Source organism: Nocardia sp. CA-107356 (assembly GCF_050946365.1).
Lineage (GTDB): Bacteria > Actinomycetota > Actinomycetes > Mycobacteriales > Mycobacteriaceae > Nocardia.
Genome location: NZ_CP191992.1, coordinates 9,395,039 through 9,414,196, shown reverse-complemented (window position 1 = coordinate 9,414,196; position 19,158 = coordinate 9,395,039). Strand labels below are relative to the sequence as shown.

12 protein-coding genes are annotated in these 19,158 nt (G+C 66.6%); 9 read left to right on the top strand and 3 right to left on the bottom strand.

Translation table 11 applies throughout. The annotated features are described in order from the left end of the window. The first annotated feature begins 22 nt into the window (after window positions 1-22). The 6 genes from ACQP1G_RS42225 to ACQP1G_RS42200 all read left to right on the top strand — a co-directional run bounded on the left by ACQP1G_RS42225 (window position 23) and on the right by ACQP1G_RS42200 (window position 7,054). Window positions 23-748 carry a ParA family protein gene (locus ACQP1G_RS42225; RefSeq protein WP_433195734.1) on the top strand — a complete coding sequence of 242 codons (726 nt, stop codon included), beginning with the start codon at window positions 23-25 and terminating at the stop codon, window positions 746-748. A 35-nt stretch (window positions 749-783) separates the two neighbouring features. Further along, a complete protein-coding gene (locus tag ACQP1G_RS42220; RefSeq protein WP_433195732.1) occupies window positions 784-1,653 on the top strand; it encodes a hypothetical protein in 870 nt (289 codons plus the stop codon). 762 nt (window positions 1,654-2,415) lie between these two features. Then, window positions 2,416-3,573: a C40 family peptidase gene (locus ACQP1G_RS42215; RefSeq protein ID WP_433195730.1), complete on the top strand. Its 1,158-nt coding sequence runs from the start codon at window positions 2,416-2,418 to the stop codon at window positions 3,571-3,573. Window positions 3,574-3,682: 109 nt separating this feature from the next. Continuing rightward, window positions 3,683-4,078 carry an ArsR/SmtB family transcription factor gene (locus ACQP1G_RS42210; RefSeq protein ID WP_433195728.1) on the top strand — a complete coding sequence of 132 codons (396 nt, stop codon included), beginning with the start codon at window positions 3,683-3,685 and terminating at the stop codon, window positions 4,076-4,078. 107 nt (window positions 4,079-4,185) lie between these two features. Then, window positions 4,186-5,205 carry a cation diffusion facilitator family transporter gene (locus tag ACQP1G_RS42205; RefSeq protein ID WP_433195726.1) on the top strand — a complete coding sequence of 340 codons (1,020 nt, stop codon included), beginning with the start codon at window positions 4,186-4,188 and terminating at the stop codon, window positions 5,203-5,205. A gap of 211 nt (window positions 5,206-5,416) precedes the next feature. Continuing rightward, window positions 5,417-7,054 (top strand): long-chain fatty acid--CoA ligase, encoded by a 1,638-nt coding sequence (locus ACQP1G_RS42200; RefSeq protein ID WP_433195724.1) that lies wholly within the window; start codon window positions 5,417-5,419, stop codon window positions 7,052-7,054. A 15-nt stretch (window positions 7,055-7,069) separates the two neighbouring features. Here the strand turns inward: ACQP1G_RS42200 and ACQP1G_RS42195 are convergent, their stop codons facing one another. From ACQP1G_RS42195 to ACQP1G_RS42185, 3 genes are all read right to left on the bottom strand, one after another. Then, window positions 7,070-7,618: a hypothetical protein gene (locus tag ACQP1G_RS42195; protein WP_433195722.1), complete on the bottom strand. Its 549-nt coding sequence runs from the start codon at window positions 7,616-7,618 to the stop codon at window positions 7,070-7,072. A gap of 110 nt (window positions 7,619-7,728) precedes the next feature. Beyond that, the gene (locus tag ACQP1G_RS42190) at window positions 7,729-8,121 is read right to left on the bottom strand and encodes an SCO5389 family protein (RefSeq protein ID WP_433195720.1); all 393 of its coding nucleotides are present in this window, start codon (window positions 8,119-8,121) and stop codon (window positions 7,729-7,731) included. Between the two features lie 60 nt (window positions 8,122-8,181). Further along, on the bottom strand, window positions 8,182-9,228 hold the full coding sequence (locus ACQP1G_RS42185; protein WP_433195718.1) for an NAD(P)H-dependent flavin oxidoreductase: 1,047 nt from the start codon (window positions 9,226-9,228) through the stop codon (window positions 8,182-8,184). A gap of 307 nt (window positions 9,229-9,535) precedes the next feature. On the opposite strand from ACQP1G_RS42185, the gene ACQP1G_RS42180 reads away from it, so the two are divergent. From ACQP1G_RS42180 to ACQP1G_RS42170, 3 genes are all read left to right on the top strand, one after another. After that, window positions 9,536-10,360, top strand: coding sequence for a M23 family metallopeptidase (locus ACQP1G_RS42180; RefSeq protein WP_433195716.1), 825 nt, complete (start codon window positions 9,536-9,538; stop codon window positions 10,358-10,360). Between the two features lie 73 nt (window positions 10,361-10,433). Next, the gene (locus tag ACQP1G_RS42175) at window positions 10,434-11,417 is read left to right on the top strand and encodes a DNA-binding response regulator (RefSeq protein ID WP_433195714.1); all 984 of its coding nucleotides are present in this window, start codon (window positions 10,434-10,436) and stop codon (window positions 11,415-11,417) included. A gap of 243 nt (window positions 11,418-11,660) precedes the next feature. Further along, the gene (locus ACQP1G_RS42170) at window positions 11,661-19,076 is read left to right on the top strand and encodes an amino acid adenylation domain-containing protein (RefSeq protein ID WP_433195712.1); all 7,416 of its coding nucleotides are present in this window, start codon (window positions 11,661-11,663) and stop codon (window positions 19,074-19,076) included. The last annotated feature ends 82 nt before the right edge of the window (window positions 19,077-19,158 follow it).

Here is a 19,158-nt window from a genome sequence, read left to right as displayed (position 1 = left end):
CCTCACCCTCGGAGGACTGTCCATGAAGAATTCTGTTGCGTCACTGGAGCTGCCCGAACCTCTGGTCATAACGCTGGGAAATCTCAAAGGCGGCGTCGGCAAGACCACATCGTCGTTTTTCTTGGCCGCATATTTCGCACAGGTCCATGAATTGCGGGTACTGGTAATCGACGCCGACCCGCTCAGTCAGACCGGATATTCCTGGTATCGGCGGCTGGTCAAGGGCGGGATCGGGGTGCCCTTCGAGCTGATCGCGTTCCCGTCGCGGCACGTCAACGACTGTATCGCCGACAATGCCGGGAAATACGACGTGATCATCGTCGACGCCGGAGGTGAGTCGGCCGAGATATTCAAGGCCGCCATTCCGCAGAGCGATGAATTGATTCTGTTGACCAGCGTGAGCCCCTCGGAAGTGAAGCGTGTGCCGAGTACGTACAAGGCCGCGGAGGAGGCCGCGGTGGATAGCGGGCGCGAGATCCGGGTGCGCGTGCTGATGACCAAGGTGCCCGTGACGATGAAGAAGGGCGTGAACGTCTCGACCGAATATCGCACGCAGCGGGGAAATCTGGTGGATGCGGGCTATGACGTATTCGAGTCCTATTTGAGCGCGTGGAAGTGGTATCGGGAGGCGGCCGACGGTGAGGTCGGCGACGGTGCCGAGAATCCGATCGCGGACCTGGGGGAGTATCTCCAGGTCGGCGATGAGTTGGTGAGCCCGTATCAGGCCTCGGTGGAGGTGCCCGCCTGATGCCTCCACAGCGTAGAAAGGGTTCCATCGGATCCGTGGGCAAGGGCTCGATCGGTGGCGTGAATCCGTTGGCGGATAGCGCCGAACACACGCCGCCGGTTTCGCCACTGCGTGATGCCGAGTGGCGCACGGGCGCGCTGAGTGCCGTACCCCTGGATGTGATCGCACCGGTCACGGATGTGATCACACCGACCGCGACCGCACCCGTCGCGGATGCCGCCGCCGGTGCGGATGTGCTGACGATGCCGCTGCCCGCGCCGAGCGAAGCCGCGTTCGCAGGTCCGCTCGACGATCGGGAGCGAGCGCAGCTGACGGCCTGCGAATCGTCGATCGACGGTCTGCGCGTTGCCTTCTGGTCGGCCGGGCGGGCGCTGCAGATCGTGCGGGACGGGCGCCTGTACCGCGATCGGCACGCGACCTTCGACGAATACGTCGAGCAGCGCTGGGATATGCAACGGTCGTACGCGCACAAGCTGATTCGGGCCTGGCCGCTCGCCGCCAAACTGCATCCGGTCGCCCCGGCCATCAATGAGGGCCAGGTCCGCGAGTTGCTGCCGGTCGCGGTGCAGCACGGTGAGGATGCCGCTGTCACGGTGTATACGACGATCGCGAGCACCGATGCCGTGAAGGTCACCGCGGGCAAGCTCCGGGAGGCCGTCGCGTTGCTGCCCGAGCGGTTCGACAAGGCCGAAGTGGTCGAATTGCTGCAGGCATGGATGCGCGGGGAACTGCGCGACGAGACGAACGGCCGGACCATTGACCTGTTCGCCTCGGTGGAATCGCGATTCGCCGCGCTGACGCGACGAGTTGTCAAGGGCTCGAACAACGATCCGGCGGCGGCGCGCGAATTCGCCGCGAAACTACGGACGCTCGCCGAACAGATCGAGGAACAGATCACCGCGTGACTCGTTTTGTTTGCCGAAATGCCCCATCGCGAAAGTGGTTCCGCGATGGGGCATTTTCATTTAGTTACAGTTTTGTTATCTCGATTTCGTGTGTCGCTCCGAGTAATTAGACATTATTGCCGAAACATGGGCGATCGGATCCGCTGGACTACAGATCACCGTGATGGTTTTCGAATCAATTCGAGGTCTTGGTGAAGTCCTGGGCGCCAGAACAGTGCGGCGTCGCACGGCCAGCCACGACCTTCGATACGAGCATCGGAGGACCGGATCATGGCATCATCTTCGGAGGGTCGATATTCTCGCTTCCTGCGGCGCGTGCTCCCTTGGGCCGTCGGCGCAGGAATCATCGCAGGCGCGGCCATCGCCGCGACACTGCTGGCGGGAGGACAGGCCGCGGCGCAGCCGCTGACGATCCCGGGTATCGGGACATATGAAATCCCGGACGAGTTTTCGATTCCAACCGCTGTTCCCGGCATCGAGGTTCCGACGGAGGGGCATTCATCGCCCGCTGCGGTTCCCGCGGTTGCGGAATCCACTTTTACTGAAATCGCTCCTGCTGAAGTTCTGGGGAAGGAACTTTCGGCACCACTCGCCGTTCCGGGCGCGGAATCGCCTGTGCCGAGCGCGGAACTTTCTGTGCCCCTGTCAGTTCCGGGTGTGCAACTCTCGGCACCATTCGGATCTCCGGCAGCCGCGCGTTCGGCATTTCCTTTGATTACCGCGATCGGCGATTCTGTCGCTCCTTTTGGTATTGCGCCTGCTGTGGTTTCGGGTAAGGAGCTTTCGGCGCCGCTCGCGAATCCGGGTATGGGATTCGCGGTGCCGCTGCGTGTTTTGGGGATCGAGCGTTCGATGTTGCCTTTGGTTCCTGCGATCGGCGATTCTGTCGCTCCTTTGGGTATTGCGCCTGCTGTGGTTTCGGGTAAGGAGCTTTCGGCGCCGCTCGCGAATCCGGGTATGGGATTCGCGGTGCCGCTGCGTGTTTTGGGGATCGAGCGTTCGATGTTGCCTTTGGTCCCTGCGATCGGCGATTCCGTTGCTCCTTTGGATATTGCGCCAGTTGTGATTCCGGGTAAGGAACTTTCGATGCCGCTCGCGGTTCCGGGCGCGAAATTCTCGGTACCGCTCGCGATATTGAAATTCGCGCCGTCGGCGCCTCTTGCGGAGCGTTCGGTGCCGCTGGCGGTGCCCGGTGCGGAACGTTCGGTGCCGCTCGCGATCCCCGGCGTGGAATTCTCGGTGCCGCTGGCGGTTCTGGGATTCGAGCGGTCGGCGCCTCTTGCGGTTCCTGGTGCGGAGCGTTCGGTGCCGCTGGCGGTGCCCGGTATAGAACTTTCGGTGCCGGCGACTGCGGTCCAGCCGGGGGTGCCCGGGGCGGAGCGTTCAGCGCCCCCGGCGGTTCCGGGCTCCGAGCGTTCGGTGCCCCTCGGGGTTCCGGGTATGGCCCTATCGGTGCCTGCGACTATTCCGGGTACCGGGATTCCATTGCCCGCCGATGTGGTCCGTAGCCAACTCGCGTTCCTTGCCGATGTTCTCGGCATCAGGCCACCTCCGCCGCCCGCACCCGCGGTGGAGCGGACCCATGGCGCGATCGCCGTCGACGCCGCGCGCGGCAAGGTCGGCACCGATTACAGCATGGGTGCGACGGGGCCGGATGCCTTCGACTGCTCCGGACTGGTGCAGTGGTCCTATAAGCAGGCCGGGGTGAAGGTGCCGCGCACCAGCTATGAGCAGCTGTCCGCGGGTACTCCGGTCGCCGAGGACGAGCTCGAGCTCGGTGACGTGGTGTCCTTCTACGGCGGCGGCCATTCGGCCCTCTACGCCGGTGACGGCAAGGTCATCCACGCCTCGACCTACGGGACGGGTGTGATCATGTCGCCGATGTCCTCGATGCCGTATGCGGGGGCTCGGCGGTACTGACTGTTCGAAGCGGGCGGACCGGTTCGTCGGTGGGCGTGCAGGGTATCGCCGCTGGACCGGTCCTGAAGGAGCCATTTCGTTCCCCGCCCGGCTGATCTATTATCTGCGTATGAATGCAGATAGCGATCCAATGCGGTCGCCGCTCGCGGAGGACCAGGTCGGGCTGGTTGTCGAGGTCTTCCGGATGCTGGCCGATTCGACCCGCGTGCAGGTGCTGTGGGCGCTGGTGGACCGGGAACTGTCGGTCAACGATCTGGCCGGCTATATCGGAAAGCCCGGACCGTCGGTATCGCAGCATCTGTCGAAGCTGCGGATGGCCCGTTTGGTCCGGACTCGCCGTGCCGGTACCACGATCTTCTACAGCCTGGAGAACGAACACGTCCGTCAGTTGGTCGTTGACGCGGTGTACAACGCGGAACATGCGGGCCCCGGCGTACCTGCGCATCATCGCGGCGACGATGCGGTGCGTGAACTGCCGTTCCGCGATCAGGCGGTGTCGGAATGAGTCACGAGCGCAATCCTGGACGGTGGCACGGCATTTCGGATGCATTCGGTGACGAGGTCCGAAATATCCATGCGCACAGCCATACTCCGAGCGTTGGGGACGGTCGAGTGGCCGGCGACGATCACGCAGCCGACCACGGTCACGGGCATACGCACGGTGCGGACCATGACCACGATCATCCGGGTGGTCTACGCGGCGTCCTGCGCGAGATCTTCGTGCCGCACAGTCACGATGCCGCCGACAGCGTCGATGATGCACTGGAGGCCAGTGCTGTCGGCATCCGAGCGGTGAAGATCAGCCTGGTGGTGCTCGGGCTGACCGCTGTGCTCCAGGTGCTGATCGTGGTGGTGTCCGGATCGGTCGCGTTGGCGGCGGACACCATTCACAACTTTTCCGATGCGCTGACGGCGGTGCCGTTGTGGATCGCATTCGTACTCGGTCGCCGGGCCGCGACTCGGCGGTATACCTATGGATTCGGGCGGGCCGAGGATCTGGCGGGATTGTTCGTAGTCGGCATGATCACGTTGTCCGCGATCGTTGCCGGGTACGAGGCGGTGCGCAGGCTGATCGATCCGGTTGAGATCCAGCATGTGAGCTGGGTTGCGGCGGCGGGGCTGATCGGGTTCCTCGGCAATGAGACCGTCGCGCTCTATCGGATCAGGGTCGGGCGGCGCATCGGCTCGGCCGCACTGGTCGCCGACGGATTGCATGCGCGGACAGACGGATTCACCTCGTTGGCGGTGCTGATCGGCGCGGGTGGTGTCGCGCTGGGCTTCCCATTGGCCGATCCGATTGTCGGACTGCTGATTACCGTCGCGATCCTCGCCGTGCTGCGATCTGCCGCACGAGATGTGTTCCGTCGCTTGATGGATGGCGTCGAACCGGCGCTGGTGCACACCGCCGAACAGGCGCTGGTCGCCGAACCCGGCGTGCTCGGCGTGCGCAGCCTCCGGATGCGCTGGATCGGCCACCGCCTACACGCGGACGTCGAACTGGATGTCGCCCCGACCATCACCCTCGCCCAGGCCCACCGCTTGGCCCACGGCGCCGAACACACCCTTGCCCACGCCGTCCCCAAACTCGACACCGCCCTCGTCCATGCCTACCCCGCCCACTCCGCGGTCTGAACCTCCGTCGATTCGAGTCATAGAGCCCCCTGTGGGAACGACCATTTGACTCGCCTCGCGACGTCGCGGGTGGGCGACTAACTGAGGGCAGCTGCCTGCTGATGGGATTTGTGGGTGGGGCTTCTGGGCGACCTACTGTTGGGTAGCATCCGGGGTGTGATGTGGCTCATGGTCGGCAGGCCGACGTAGCCACCGAAGAAAAGGAGTACCGATGTTGAGCACCATGCAGGACGAGCCGTTGTCGCTGGCGACGTTGCTGCGCTACGCATCGACGTTCATGGGCGATTCCACCGTCTCGACCTGGACCGGCACCGGCGTACGCACCATGACCTATCGCGAACTGGGCGCCGAATCGGCGCGCTTGGCAAATGCGTTGCGCGGCTTGGGAATTGGTGCCGGCGATCGGGTCGGCACGTTCATGTGGAACAACAACGAGCATATGGTCGCCTACATCGCGGTGCCCGCGATGGGTGCGGTGCTGCACGCGCTCAACATCCGGCTGTTCCCGGAGCAACTCGTCTTCGTGGCCAACCACGCCGAGGATCAGGTGGTGATCGTCGACGGCACGCTGGTGCCGATGTTCGCCCAGTACCTGCCCAATCTGAAGACCGTCCGCCACGTCATCGTGGCCAATGGCGACGCCGCCGCACTGCAGGCCCCCGAGGGCGTCCAGGTGCACTCCTACACCGAACTGCTCGCCGCGCAGCCGGACACCTACGACTTCCCGGTGATCGACGAACGATCCGCCGCCGCAATGTGTTATACCTCCGGCACCACCGGTGACCCCAAGGGCGTGGTGTATTCGCACCGCTCCAACTGGCTGCACGCCATGCAGGTCTGCCAGCCGACCAGTATGGGCTTCTCCAATCGCGACTACGTGCTCGCCATCGTTCCGCTGTTCCACGCCAACGCCTGGGGTCTGCCCTATGCGGCGCTGATGTCCGGCGCGAACGTTCTCATGCCCGACCGCTTCCTGCAGCCCGGCCCGCTGCTGGAGATGATGGCGTCGGAAAAGCCCACCTTCGCCGCCGCGGTCCCGACCATCTGGGGCGGTGTGCTCGCCGGACTGGCCGCGAACTCGCAGGACATCTCCCATCTGCGTTCGGTGGTCGTCGGTGGTTCGGCGGTGCCGCCGTCGATGATGCGCGCCTTCCAGGAAAAGCACGGCGTCCGAATCCTGCACGCCTGGGGTATGACCGAGACCTCCCCGCTCGGCAGCGTCGCCCACCCGCCCGCCGGAGTGACCGGCGAAGACGAATGGGAGTACCGCTTCTCGCAGGGCCGTTTCCCCGCCAGCGTGCAGGCGCGCCTGGTCGGCGATGACGGCAGTGTGGTCCCCAATGACGGAGCATCCCTGGGCGAGTTGGAGGTTCGCGGCCCCTGGATCACCGGCTCGTACTACTCCCCGGACGGCGCGCAGATCGACCCCGATAAATTCGACAATGGCTGGCTGCGCACCGGTGACGTCGGCAAGATCAGCGCGGAGGGCTACCTCACCCTGGTCGACCGTTCCAAGGACGTCATCAAGTCCGGCGGCGAATGGATCTCCTCGGTGGATCTGGAGAACGCGGTCATGGGCCATCCGGCCGTCGCCGAGGCCGCGGTCATCGGTGTGCCCGACGAGAAGTGGGACGAGCGCCCCCTCGTCGCCATCGTGCTCACCGATGGCGCCGAGGTCAAACCCGAGGAGCTGCGCGAATTCCTCGCCGACAAATTCGCCAAATGGCAACTGCCGGAACGATGGACCTTCATCGCGGAGGTGCCCAAGACGAGCGTCGGCAAATTCGATAAGAAGCGGCTGCGCGCGCAGTACGCCGACGGCGACCTCACGGTCACCCACCTGTCCTGAACGACCGGCCCCGCGTCACCACTTCAGCATGGGCAGTGGTGACGTGGGGTTGGTTCGGATCCGCTTCGCCGCCAGTTGCGCCAACCGGCGGTGGAAGCCCTTGTCGGGGTAGCGCTTCGCCAACTCGCGGTAGGTCGAGCGTGGTACGCCGAAGCGGCCGAGTAGGCCGTACTCGACGTCGATCGCGTCTGCTCGGCGGAAGATCTCGATCGGGTCGGTACTGTCGCCCGCGGGGCGAATCTTGTGGTGCTGGTCGATCATTGCGACGACCAGGTCGGCCAAGTCGGCGCGATCGATCTGGTCGAGCCACTGCAGGGCCAGGTCGGCGGAGGGCGCCAGGTAGTCGAATGTGCCCGCCGTCCAGATACCCAGGTCGTGAAAGGCCGCAGCTGTCAAGTACTCCTCACGGGTGCTCGGCAAGGACACCGAGTCAGCGGCAAGGAGGTCGCACAGCTCCAGCACCCGCAGCGTGTGATGGGTATAGGCCACGCGATCCGAACCGAGTTGAGGCAGCCAAGGATTCAGCCGCCGGTCGACCTCGTCACGAAGATCGTTGCTGCTCATGCACGTTCACATTACGCGCGTCACTGCCCATCCGGTGGGAGCGTCGGCTGTCCAGCAGCACCTCGGCGCGGCCGGAAAGTCCGTGCCGCGCCGCGGTTTCGTGGTGCTGATCAGCAGTTGCGGAGTTCCGGGCTCTGGTTCAACAGTTGGGCGCGAGTCCCGATGAAGGTGGAGTAGGTGTCGCTGCCGACCGCCGACAGCGGGAAGGCCGCTACTCGGTGGCAGTTCTGGAAGGCGAGTTTCACGTTGAAGTGGCGTTCGAGGCCGCCGCGGATGGCGTCGGAGGCCATGGCGCGCAGCAGTTGTCCGCGGGCCACCTCATCGGGCGGCGCAGCGATATTGTCGGCGAATTCGGCTGTGCCGGAATGCAGCTCACCGGCCACCCGGCTGACGACCTCCCAGGCGTACGGAAGGGAGACCCGGACAACCTCGACGAAGTCGGCGTCGTCGACCTCGCCGCGTTCGGCGCGTTCGAGTAGGGCGGTGGGAACATCGAGGGACATAGCGCTCTCCTGACGTGGATGGCTGTTGCGATGCCCCTCGATTCTAATCGGAAACTGTTGTCAACAAGACTGGATTCGTCCCGAAAGTGCTGTGGTCAGCGCGGTTTTCGCATCCGCCGCCAACTTGCCCACCAGTTCACCAGCCGGTAGCTCGGGTGTCAGCTCGTGGGTCTGGCCGGCCCACAGGTTCACTTCGTCCGGGTCGCCCGCCGCTCGTGCGGCGGCCCGCAACGGCGCTGTGGCGTAATGGATTTCCGGGTAGGCGGCCGGTGCGAGCGCCGAGTATTCGTCCATGAACCGATTGCGCAGGCCACGCGCTCGGCGGCCGGTGAAGGCGCGGGTCAGCATCGTGGGGGTGTCGGTGCCGAGTGCGGCGCGGTGCACCGGATTGGTGCCCGCCTCCGGACAGCGCAGGAAGACGGTGCCGAGTTGGACGGCCGCCGCGCCCGCCGCGAGTGCTGCCGCGATGCCAGCGCCCGTGGTGATGCCGCCGGTGGCCACGATCGGCCGGTCAACGGCGGCGGTGAGAAGTTGCAGCAGGGCGAGCAGTCCGAGTGGATCGGTGACGTCATCGGTGACACTGTCGACGAAGGTGGCGCGGTGCCCGCCCGCCTCCGCGCCCTGGGCGATGAGCACATCGGCGCCCGCCTCGACTGCGATCCGGCCCTCGGCGGCCGAGGTGACCGTCACCCACACCTCCGAACCGGCCGCGTGCAACCGAGCGATTTCCGCCGCGCTGGGGCAGCCGAAGGTGAAGGTGACCACCGCGACCGGCGTGTCGACGAGCAGCGCCAGCTTCGCGTCCCAGTCGTCGGTGTCGTACTTCGGCGTGCCGAGCTCATGGGTGCGACCCACCTCGGCCAGGTAGTCGGCGAAAACCTCGGGCGGTGCGGCGGGCCCCGGGGTGAAGAGGTTCACCCCGAACGGCGCGCTGGTGAGTTCGCGCGTGGCCGCGAGTTTTGCCGCGGTATCGGCGACGGTCAGATATCCGGCGGCCAGCAGTCCGAGTCCGCCCGCCGCGGAAACCGCCGCGGTCAACTCGGGAGTGGACGGTCCGCCCGCCATCGGCGCCAGCACGATCGGAACGCTCGAGTCGTCGAGGATCATGGATCTCAGTCTGGCCCATCGGCCATCGCTGGCGACCGGCGCGGGTCGCTCGAAAATCACGACGCTGTGACCTCCACCCAGGCGCCTGACCAGCCCCTAAACAGGGACTTTGGCCTAGAAGGTTGCGGAATGGTCACGACGGGGTAGAGTTCCCGTCACAACAGATACCGAAACGTTACATAGTTCGGAACCGGCGAATCGTTACGAAAACGGTCGGTACCGACTCGGAATCCGTTGAGCCAGTGTAGGTCGAGCGCTAGGACCAGCTTTGTCGCAGCATCGGGTAGGCCCCAGTTCCATAACCGTCATGAGCCTGATGGGTGACGGCGTTGCGGGTCGGCCGACGCGGCATCGCGCCCAGTCGTCGACCACCGATCGGGTGAAGGTCGCGGCCGGTGTCGCGGTCGCCGCTGGTGCCCTCATCGGCACCGCCGCCCAGGTCGCTCCGGCCATTGCCGCCCCGCTGCTGCCGGGTGCGCACGACGGGGACGAGGAAGCCGCCGCGCCCATCACGTTCAAGGGCACGGCGGAGCTGCCCGTCGAAGAGGTCAAGGCCGCGGCTCCGGTCGCCGAGGCCGCGCAGGCCGTCGCCACTCAGGTGGCCGCGCCGATCGCGGCTCCGGTCGCCAACCCGTTCGGCATCGGCGGTCTGCCGCCGGAGATCGCGGGCCCGCTGGCCCAGGTCGAACAGATCCTCAAGGGCGCGCAGCAGCAGATCGCCCCGGCCGCCGCGGTGCGCCCGGTCGCCGGTGAGATCAGCTCCGGATTCGGTTCGCGCTGGGGCGAATTCCACTACGGCCTCGACTTCGCCGATCAGCTCGGCGCGCCCATCCACTCGGTGAGCAACGGCACCGTGATCGAGGCGGGCCCGGCCTCCGGCTTCGGTCTCTGGGTGCGGGTCCAGCAGGACGACGGCACCGTCGCGGTCTACGGCCACGTGAACGAGATGTTCGTGCACGAGGGTCAGCGGGTGAACGCGGGCGATGTCATCGCCACCGTCGGCAACCGCGGCAATTCGACGGGCCCGCATCTGCACCTGGAGATTTGGGATCAGGGCGGCAGTAAGGTCGATCCGATGCCGTACTTGGCCGCCAAGGGTGTCCCGCTGCAATGGGGCCCGTCGGCGCACTGATTTTGTTGCCCGGCTTGAGATTCCGACATTCGCAAGGCCCCCGCGGCGACCGGACGGTCGTTAGGCTCGGGCCGTGACCGCGCTTGGCGATATCTTCGAGCCTGGATCACCGCATGGGCGCACTTACGCCGTGCTGGTGCATCATCCGCGATCCAGTCTGGCCGAGATCGCTCGATATCTCGATATCTCGACCGAGGCCGCGTCCGCGTCGCTCGAGGTGCTGACCGGGCTGCAGGCCGCGGTCAGCCAGCTGTCCGCCGATGGCGAGGCCATCTGGGACGCGCACGCGCCCGAATCGCTGTCGGAGGCCGAGGCGCGGCGCAGGCAGCACGAGATCAACCAGATGCATGCCGCGGCGGCGCGGCTCAGCGAGACCTTCCGATCGGTGCGGCGCTCACCGCGCACCAATGGCGCGATCGTTCCGGTCTTCGAACGCCTGGAGATGCTGGCGGATTTCGAAGAAGTGCAGACCTCGGCCCGCACCAGCGTCAAGGTGATCGAACGTGGCCCCTACCTCAGTGAGCCGGAACGCGAGCGGCAGTTATTCCTGCTAAAGCGCGCTCGGATCGGCGACGGCATCAAATATCAGACGCTCTACCAGGACACCATCTACCAGGATGCGGAGCGCTTACGGCACGCGCTGTCCACGAATGCCAGTGGTGCCCAGGCGCGTACGCTGCCCGAACCGCCCTTCAAACTGATCATCAGCGACGATGAACGGGCCAGCCTGGTGCTGCACGCGGATGAGCGGCGGCCGGATCCGATGGGGCTGCGCATCACCGGATCGCCGGGACTGCGGCTGCTGGTGAAGACCTTCGACGTGCTGTGGTCGCTGGCCGCACCGATTTCGGTGAATCCGGCGGCGGATGAGCTCGACGAACGGGATAAGGCGATCCTGACCCTGATGGGTTTGGGTGCGACCGACGACACCATCGCGCGCAGACTCGGCATGTCCCGCCGAACTGTGGTCCGGCGCACAGCGCGGTTGCTGGAGCGCCTCGGCGCCAGCACCCGCTTCCAGGCCGGTGTGCAGGCGACCAGGCGTGGGTGGCTGTAGTCGGGCAACTGAACTGCTCGAGTGGACAACATGGGACGAATGCTGAACGATCAATGACCCGGGAAGTTTGAGGGCTTGTGTCGCAACAGATTCGGAGGTAGCAGTACGCCTTCGTGATTGCGGAAGGTTAGCCCTCCACACGATGACCCGATTGCGTTGCGCAGCAGCGAGCGCGGCGGCGGAATTCCGCGTCCGGCAGTTCGACTCTGCGACTTGTTTGATGTGAAAGGCGAATGGTTTCGGATGGATAGGGCGCGTCAATCTGTTCGGACCAGCCGTCGCCGCCGAGCCAGCGCCCCACTGTTCGCGCAGTTGCTCACGGCCGCCGTCGACGCCGCCGCCGATGCCGTTGCCATCCGCTTCAACCCGACGGGTGATACGGCCGAACAGCGCGAGCTAACGTACCGCGAATTCGATGAGGCGTCCTCGCGTCTGGCCAGGGAGCTGATCGCGCGCGGCATCGGCCCTGGTGACATTGTCGCCACCGCACTGGCCCGCTCGATCGAATCCGTCCTCGCGGTGTGGGCGATCGCGAAGACGGGTGCGGCCTATGTTCCGGTCGATCCGGCCTATCCCGCGGAGCGGATCGCGCATATGGTGTCGGATTCCCGCGCCGTACTCGGTCTGACCACAGCGGCGCATCGGGCGGCGCTCGGCGACGCGGTCGACTGGATCGAACTGGACGATCCGGTGATGGCCGCGCGGATCGCCGCCCGGCCCGAACGGCCGATCTCCTATGCCGATCGGGTGCGTCGCCTGGATGAACGGCATCCGGCCTATGTCATCTACACCTCGGGATCCACCGGTCGGCCGAAGGGCGTCGTGGTGACGCACGCCGGATTGGCCGGATTGGCCGCGGTCGGGCAGCGGTACGCGCTGACCGATACTTCGCGGGTCACCCATCTGAGCTCGCCGAGCTTCGACTTCTCGCTGATGGAACTGCTGTTCACCTTCTCGGCGGGTGCGACGCTGGTGATCGCGCCGCCGACGGTGTTCGGCGGTGTCGAACTGGCGGATCTGCTGCGCCGGGAGCGGGTGACACATCTGCTGATTACCCCGGGTGCGCTGGAATCGGTCGATCCGGTCGGGCTGGACGAGCTGCGGGTCGTGGTCGCCGGTGGCGACAAATTGGGCACCGAACTCGTCGACCGTTGGGCTCGCGATGGGCGGGCCGTCTTCAATGCGTATGGCCCGACCGAGGTGACGGTCATGGTCACCACCGGGGAGATGATGCCCGGTGCGCCGGTCACCCTCGGCGGCACTGTCGCGGGCGTCGCGGCTTTTGTGCTGGATTCGCGCCTGCGTCCGGTGCCATCGGGGGTGGTCGGTGAGCTGTATCTGGCCGGACCCGCGCTCGCGCAGGGCTATCTCGGACGGCCCGGACTGACCACGGAAAGGTTCGTGGCCAGCCCGTTCGGTGCGGAAGCCGATAGTCCGGGCGCGCGTTTGTATCGCACCGGAGATCTGGTGCGGCGCAGCGACGGCGGCGTCCTGGAGTATCTGGGCCGCACCGATTTCCAGGTGAAGATTCGCGGCCTGCGGATCGAACTCGGTGAGATCGATAACGCGCTCACCGCGCATCCGGATGTGGACTTCGCGGCCACCCTCGGCCGGAGTTTGCCATCCGGTGCGACCGCGCTGGTGTCCTATGTACTGCCGTGCACCGGGGCCGTCGTGGATACCGCCGATCTCGTGGCCGCGCTCGAGCGGTCGCTGCCCGCGTACATGGTGCCCGCGGCCATTGTGGTGCTCGACGAGATTCCGTTGACGCCGGTGGGCAAGCTGGATCGGGCCGCACTACCGGATCCGGTCTTCGAGTCGCGCGCATTCCGCGCGCCGTCGACGCGGGCGGAGCAGGTCGTCGCCGAGGTGTTCGCGACGCTGTTGCTCGCCGACGGTGCCGCGGCGCGCGCGACGGGCACGGAGGCGGCTGGTGGTGGGGGGCCGTCGACGCCGGGTACCGGAGGGGATACGCGCATCCACGCAGGGCACCGGGAGCGCCGCGAATCGGACACCGTCGCGCGCGTCGGTGTCGACGACGACTTCTTCGCGCTCGGCGGTAACTCGCTATTGGCCGCGCAGGCCGCCGCTCGCATCGGTGCCGCATTGGGGACGCGGGTACCGGTGCAGTTGGTGTTCGAGGCACCCGGCGTCGCTCAACTCGCGCAGCGCGTCGCGGCACATATCGGTGCCTCGGCCGGACACATCCTGCGTGCGCAGCCGCGCCAGGACCGGATTCCGCTGTCCTATGCGCAGCAGCGCATGTGGTTCCTGAACCGTTTCGATCCGGCCAGCGGTGTCGACAACATTCCGCTCGCGGTGCGGTTGTCCGGTGCGCTCGACATCGAGGCATTGCGGGCCGCGGCGCGCGATCTGGTGCTGCGGCACGAGGTATTGCGGACGGTGTACCCGGAGATCGATGGTGCTGGCACCCAGCTGGTATTGCCCATCGACGACGCCCGCGCGGTGCCGGAACTCGAGATCGCCGCCGCGACCGCGGCGGAGTTGCCTCGGCTGGTGACCGCAGCGGCCGTCGCCGGTTTCGATGTCAGCGCCGCGCCGCCGATTCGCCTGCGACTGGTGCGGCTCGGCGAATCCGACCACGTGCTGGTGTGCGTGGTGCACCACATCGCGGCCGACGGATTCTCCATGGGGCCGCTGGCGCGTGATCTGATGTCCGCCTATTCGATTCGGGCGGGCGGTGCGCGGCCACAGTGGGAACCACTCGAGGTGCAATACGCCGACTACGCGATCTGGCAGCGGGAGATACTGGGTGCGCAGGACGATGCGCAATCGCTGCTCGCTCAGCAGATCGGCTTCTGGCGCACCGAATTGGCCGGACTGCCCGAACAATTGGCGCTGCCCACCGATCGGCCGCGACCCGCGGTGTTGTCCAGCCGCGGTGCGGTCGTCGCCTTCGACATCGATGCCGACGTGCATGCGGCGCTCGACCGGCTCGCGCGGAGCCATAATTCGACACTGTTCATGGTGGTGCACGCCGCGCTGGCGGTGCTGCTGTCGCGACTGGCCGGAACCACCGATATCGCCGTCGGCACCCCTATTGCCGGGCGCGGGGAGACCGCGCTCGACAATGTGATCGGGATGTTCGTCAATACGCTGGTGCTGCGCGGCGATGTCGATCCCGAACTGTCGTTCGACGAGTTGCTACGCACCTTCCGGCGCGCCGATATCGCGGCCTTCGGACATGCCGACGTGCCATTCGAGCGACTGGTCGAACTGCTCGATCCGGCGCGGTCGATGGCGCGGCATCCGCTGTTCCAGGTGATGTTGACCTTCCAGAACATGCCCCAGCCGGAGCTGGAACTGCCCGGACTGACCGTATCGGGCATCGATCTCGGTGTGGTGCAGGCGAAGTTCGACCTCGAACTGACCGTGGTGCCACGCGAGGACAATGGCGCGGCGAACGGTCTGGCGGCGTCGTTCACCTATGCCACCGATCTTTTCGACGAGACAACCGTGGCGGGCTTCGCGCAGCGCCTGAACCGGGTGCTCGCCACCGTGGCCGACGATCCGCACCGGGCGGTGGGGGAGATCGAGTTGCTGGCGCCCGCGGAGCGGCAGCGAATCCTGCGGGATCGGAACGACACCGCGCACCCGGTTGCTCCGGAACTCTTGCTCGACGGGTATCGACGTGCCGCGCTGGCGTATCCGGATGCGGTCGCGGTGGCCTACGAGGGGACCGAACTCACCTATCGGGAATTCGACGAGCGCGTCAACCGGCTCGCGCGACTGTTGATCCAGCGCGGTGTCGGCGCGGAATCCCTGGTGGGACTGGCGGTTCGGCGTTCGGTCGACCTGGTGGTCGGCATGTATGCGATTGTCACCGCCGGTGGCGCGTACGTGCCGTTGGATCCGGATCACCCACGGGAGCGGATCGCGCACATCCTCGACACGGCCGCACCCCTGTGCGTGCTGACGACCTCGGATATCGCTGTGGTCTCCGACGATATCCCGGTTGTGTACCTGGATACCGTCGAGCTGGGGGCATTCTCGGGAATTCCGGTGGCGGCGCGGGAGCTACGGCGACCGGTATCGCAACACAACCCGGCCTACGTCATCTTCACCTCGGGATCCACCGGCCGCCCGAAAGGTGTTGCGGTCACCCACGCGGCCATCGACAACCAGATCGAGTGGATGCTCGCGCACTACCCACTCGGTCCCGATGATGTGTACCTACAGAAGACCGCCACCACGTTCGACGTATCGCTGTGGGGGTATTTCATGCCGCTGCGGGCCGGTGCGAAGCTGGTGGTCGCCACGCCCGAGGGTCACCGCGATCCGGCCTATCTCGCGGAAATGATTGCCGCGCAACGCGTTACCGTCACCGACTTCGTGCCGTCGATGCTGACCGTATTCGCCGCGCACCTGAGGTCCGGATCCTGTCCGACGTTGCGCGAGGTCTTCGTGATCGGCGAGGCACTGCCGCCGGAGACGGTGAGCGCACTGCGCGCGGTCTCGGATGCGGCCGTGCACAACCTGTACGGGCCGACCGAGGCCGCGGTATCGGTGACCGCATGGCGGGCGCAGGCGGTCGAGCAGACCAGTGTGCCGATCGGCCTGCCGCAGTGGAACTCTCGGGTCTACGTGCTGGATTCACGATTGCGGCCGGTGCCGGCCGGTGTCGTCGGTGAGCTGTATTTGGCAGGCACCCAGCTGGCGCGCGGCTATGTCACCCGACCTGATCTGACGGCGGACCGCTTCATCGCCGATCCGTTCACCTCGGGTGCGCGGATGTACCGCACCGGTGACCTCGTCGTCTGGCGTGAGCGCCCGCACAGGTTGGAGTACTTGGGCCGCACCGACTTCCAGGTGAAGTTCCGTGGCCAGCGCATCGAACTCGGTGAGATCGAAACGGCGCTGCTCGCCCAGCGTGCGGTCAGTCAGGCGGTGGCCGTAGTCACCCCGACAGGTGATCAGCTGGTCGGGTATGTGGTGCCGCTCCCGGGACAGCGGGTCGAGCCGCAGGAATTGCTGACCGCGGTGGCCGAAGTGCTTCCGACGTACATGGTTCCGGCCGCCGTCGTGGTGCTGGACGCCTTCCCGCTGAACACCAGCGGCAAGCTGGATCGTAAGGCGCTGCCCGCTCCGACATTCACCGCGCGCGAGTTCCGCGCTCCGATCACTCCTGTGCAGGAGATCGTCGCGGCCGTCTTCGCCGAGGTGCTCGGTGTCGAGCGGGTCGGTCTCGACGACGACTATTTCGCGCTGGGCGGTAATTCGCTGCTGGCCACCCGGGTCGTCGCGCGGATCAACGATGCGCTCGATACGAATGTCGCGGTGCGCGACCTGTTCGAGACCTCCACGGTCACCGCATTGGCGGCCGGGATCGTCCCCGGCAGCGGCCGCGACGCTGCCGCCCGCCTGCCGCTGACCCGGGCCGAACGACCTGGACGGGTGCCGCTTTCCCTTGCCCAGCAACGGATGTGGGTGCTCAACCGGATCGACCCGCGGTCCCCGGCGTACAACCTGCCCTTCGCGATCCGGCTGACCGGCGCGCTCGATATCGCGGCGCTGCGCCGGGCCGTCGAGGACGTGCTGGTACGGCACGAAGCGCTGCGCACCCGGTTCCCGACGGCGGGCACCGGCGGGCAGGCGTATCAGGAGATATTGCCCGCCGCCGAGGTGCTGCCCGGCGGACTCGAAGTCGAGCACACCGCCGATATCCTCGGTCGGGTCGTCGAGCTGACATCGGCCGGATTCGATGTCACCGAACAGGCGCCGGTGCGGGCTCGGCTGCTGGCCGATGTCGCGGCCGACGAGCACGTACTTGTCGTTGTCGTGCACCACATTTCGGCCGACGGCGCCTCCCTCGCGCCGCTGGCCCGGGATCTGGTGACCGCCTATCTCGCCCGCATCGGCGGCACTGCGCCCGGGTGGTCACCGCTCGCGGTGCAGTATGCGGATTTCGCGCTCTGGCAGCGCGCGGTCATCGGTACCGATGACGAGGAAAACTCGGTGGCCGCACGGCAATTGGCGTACTGGCGCGAGCAGCTTTCCGGACTGTCGACGGCACAGGTGCTGCCGCTGGATCGCCAACGCCCGCCAGCACCGTCGGGTCGTGGTGCCTCGGTCGGCTGGACCGTATCCGCCGGGGTGCACGAAGGTCTCGTCCATATCGCGCGCGAGCACCGATCCTCGCTGTTCATGGTGGTGCACGCCGCACTGGCGGTACTGCTCGCCCGGCTGTCGGGCGGTTCGGATATCGCGATCGGCACGCCGATCGCCGGTCGCGGTCAGCGGGCGCTGGACGATCTGGTCGGCATGTTCGTCAACACACTGACCTTGCGCACCGCGGTTGACCGTGGCATGGCCTTCGACGAGCTCGTCGAGCGGACGCGTGCGACGGATCTGACCGCGTTCGCGCATGCGGACCTGCCGTTCGAGCGGGTGGTCGAGGCGGTCGCGCCCGGCCGGGGTGCGGCGTCGCAGCATCCGCTGTTCCAAGTGATGCTGGCCTTCCAGAATCTGGAACAGCCCGGTCTGGAACTGCCGGAGCTGACCGTCGCGGCCTTGGATGCGGGCGAGATCGCCGCGAAATTCGATCTGCAGGTGGTCGTCGAACCGCGTCGGCTCGCGGACGGAACGCCCGGTGAGCTGGTCATCGTATTCACCTATGCCACCGACCTTTTCGAGGAATCGACGGTGCGTGGGCTCGGGCGCATGTTGGAGCGCATTCTGGCCGCGGTGGTCGCGGATTCGGGGGCGCGCATCGGCGGCATCGATATTCTCGACGCCGACGAGCGGGACGAAGCGCTGACCGCGGGCGGTGCCGCGCAGGCCGACGCATCCACTGGCGGCACCGAGCTGACCCACCTGCTGACCGCCGCGATGGAGGACGATCCGGACGCACCAGCACTGGTGTGGGGCGAGCAGGAAATGCCGTATCGGGACCTCGACGCCCAATCGTCGCGGCTGGCCAGGGTGCTGATCGGATACGGCTGCGGACCGGGCACCGGTGTCGCGATCCGGTTGGATCGTGGTGCCGACTGGGCGGTGGCGGCCTGGGCGGTGCTCAAGGCGGGCGCGGCGCTGGTGCTGCTCGCCTCGGCCGAGGAAGCCATGCCCGCCGGGCCCGCGGTGCGGATCGGGTTGACCACCGGTGCCGATCCGGTCGGCGGTGACGGCGTCGAATGGCTGCGGCTCGACGATCCCGCGATCAGCGCCGATATTGCCGCGCAGTCGTCGCGACCGGTCAACCACGCGAATCGGACCGAGGTGTTGAGCGGGTCCGATCCGGCCCTCGTCATCGCGGCGACCGGGGAGCGGATGAGCTATGACGAAGTGGCGACCGCGGCGGACCGCTTGCGCATCCGCACCGGGCTGACCTTCGAATCACGCACCTTCCAACACGGTCGCTCCGATTCGGCGGCGGCGCTGCTCGAGGTGGTGGTCGCGGGCGCGACCGGGGCCGGTCTGATCGTGGTACCGGGTGCGGAGACCGATCTGGGTGCGTCGCTCGCCGAAGAGTGGGTGACGCATCTGATCGCCGATCGGGCCGGGCTGGATGCCATCGATACGACCCAGCTCGCGGATCTGCGGGCGGTGGTGCTCGAGCGAGGATCATCCGCCGGGGTCTCGCTGCCGGGGTCGTCCGAGGTGGTTCTGTTGGACGAGTTGCTGTCGGTGGGGTGGCGCTAGGGGTTCGACAAGCGTGGGGGTGGTGATCTTGCGCGGGGGTGGCGATGTAACGACAAACCCTAGGAAGTAGCTCCCTGATGGT

What these genes read in the sequence shown, in the direction of transcription:
- ACQP1G_RS42225 (WP_433195734.1), top strand. Translation starts at nt 23, where the DNA reads ATGAAGAATTCTGTTGCGTCACTGGAGCTGCCCGAACCTCTGGTCATA.
- ACQP1G_RS42185 (WP_433195718.1), bottom strand. Translation starts at nt 9,228, where the DNA reads ATGATCCTCGACGACTCGAGCGTTCCGATCGTGCTGGCGCCGATGGCG.
- ACQP1G_RS42170 (WP_433195712.1), top strand. Translation starts at nt 11,661, where the DNA reads ATGGATAGGGCGCGTCAATCTGTTCGGACCAGCCGTCGCCGCCGAGCC.
- ACQP1G_RS42195 (WP_433195722.1), bottom strand. Translation starts at nt 7,618, where the DNA reads ATGAGCAGCAACGATCTTCGTGACGAGGTCGACCGGCGGCTGAATCCT.
- ACQP1G_RS42190 (WP_433195720.1), bottom strand. Translation starts at nt 8,121, where the DNA reads ATGTCCCTCGATGTTCCCACCGCCCTACTCGAACGCGCCGAACGCGGC.
- ACQP1G_RS42180 (WP_433195716.1), top strand. Translation starts at nt 9,536, where the DNA reads ATGAGCCTGATGGGTGACGGCGTTGCGGGTCGGCCGACGCGGCATCGC.
- ACQP1G_RS42210 (WP_433195728.1), top strand. Translation starts at nt 3,683, where the DNA reads ATGAATGCAGATAGCGATCCAATGCGGTCGCCGCTCGCGGAGGACCAG.
- ACQP1G_RS42200 (WP_433195724.1), top strand. Translation starts at nt 5,417, where the DNA reads ATGTTGAGCACCATGCAGGACGAGCCGTTGTCGCTGGCGACGTTGCTG.